Origin of the sequence: Streptomyces sp. NPDC056347 (genome assembly GCF_042262625.1) — a bacterium.
GTDB lineage: Bacteria > Actinomycetota > Actinomycetes > Streptomycetales > Streptomycetaceae > Streptomyces.
In genome coordinates this window covers 1-1,494 of sequence record NZ_JBHJQP010000336.1, presented here as the reverse complement: position 1 = coordinate 1,494, position 1,494 = coordinate 1, and the positions used below count along the sequence as shown (strand labels likewise).

Here is a 1,494-nt window from a genome sequence, read left to right as displayed (position 1 = left end):
CGGTGCCGACGCAACTGCTCGACCTCGCTGAACGACCCCTCGTCCAGGAGGAGTCCGATCCGTTCACGCGCCGTCAGCTTGCCCTTCGCGTGCTGGGCCTCCGTCGCCTTCTCGCTCGGCCCGCGCAACGCCTGCTCATGGATCGCGTGCAGCTCGGCCGTGCGTCCATGGGCTCCGTTGGGCTGCGGTGCCGGTGGCGGGGCAGTCACCATCGCCATATCGCTCCAGTCCCTTTCTGCGGCCAGGTCAAAGAGGTCGAGCCCAGGGCCACAGAGGGTAACAAACCGCGCGCGCGGTTTCTAGATGGGTGCGGCCCAATGCATCTGGCCGGCGCCGCCCTCCGGGGGCCGAACAGGACGACGCAGGCCTTCCTGTCGGCAAGCGCCTCGCGGCCGCGACCCGTACGCATCCGGTTCGCGCCCTCCTCGGTCCTCTGGGAACGAAGGTGCGCCGGACGGCTGGAGAAGCGTTAGGGCGCCGCCTGAGATCCGGTGGAACCGCACGGAGTCGGGGCCCCTCGGCCTTCGCGGGTGAACCGGAGACCCCCGGGCCTCTTGTCGCATGCCGGAGCTGCTGCCGCCCATGACGGCAGAGGGACCCGGTGCTCCTGGGCCCACCTGCGGAGAGCCGGCGCGGGGTGGCCGGTGGGCGGGGACGGCGTGCCGCTCGCTGCGGATCTCGTCCCGCCGGGGCCATCACTTCCCCTCCCGGGAACGGATGCCTGACAGAACGTGTCCTCCGGGAAGCCTCTGGACACGTGACCATGCAGTAAGATACATACTGGACGGTTTTTATTGGCCGCAGCCACGAGAGAGATCTTCATGGCAAAGCAAGATCGAGCTATCCGCACCCGAAGGTTGATCCTTTCCGCGGCGGCCGAGGTCTTCGAGGAGCGAGGCTTCCCGTCCGCGACGATCAACGAGATCCTGAAGAAGGCCGGTGTCACCAAGGGGGCCCTGTACTTCCATTTCCCCTCCAAGGAGGCCCTGGCCCAGGGGGTTCTGTCCGAACAGGACGGTCGGGAATCCGTTCATGACCAGGTCTGCAAGATCCAACAGCTCATCGACACGGTGATGTTGCACGCCTACCGGCTGCAGAGCGACCCGATGGTGCGGGCCGGCGTCCGGCTGTCGCTCGACACACAGGCCCATGGTCTTGATCGGACCAGGGCGTTCGCGGGCTGGTCCAAGTCCCTCGAGGGCCTGCTCGCGGAGGCCCGGGTGCAGGGGGAGCTGCTCCCGCAGATCACGGTCGAGGAGACGGCGGACGTTCTGGTGGGGGCCTTCGCCGGTGTGCAGGCCATGTCCCAGGCCATGTCCGAGCACGGAGACCTGCTGGTCCGGACCTCTGCGCTGTTACGCCATGTGCTCCCGAGCGTGACACACCCGTCCGTCCTGGCCACGGTGGAATTCGGCCCGGAGCGGGGCGAGGCGGTCGCCGGGGTCGTGGACAGGCCCGCCGCCGGGGAACTGTCGCCGGTCGGCTGAGATCCGG

Annotated in this window: 2 protein-coding genes; one reads left to right on the top strand and one right to left on the bottom strand. The window is 68.4% G+C overall.

Annotation, left to right across the window (positions count from 1 at the left end):
- The coding region (locus ACFCV8_RS36015; RefSeq protein WP_376689775.1) for a carboxyl transferase domain-containing protein at positions 1-212 on the bottom strand (212 nt) is incomplete at its 3' end.
- Between the two features lie 609 nt (positions 213-821).
- Here ACFCV8_RS36015 and ACFCV8_RS36010 point away from each other — a divergent pair.
- Positions 822-1,487 (top strand): ScbR family autoregulator-binding transcription factor, encoded by a 666-nt coding sequence (locus ACFCV8_RS36010; protein ID WP_376689774.1) that lies wholly within the window; start codon positions 822-824, stop codon positions 1,485-1,487.
- Positions 1,488-1,494 lie beyond the last annotated feature (7 nt).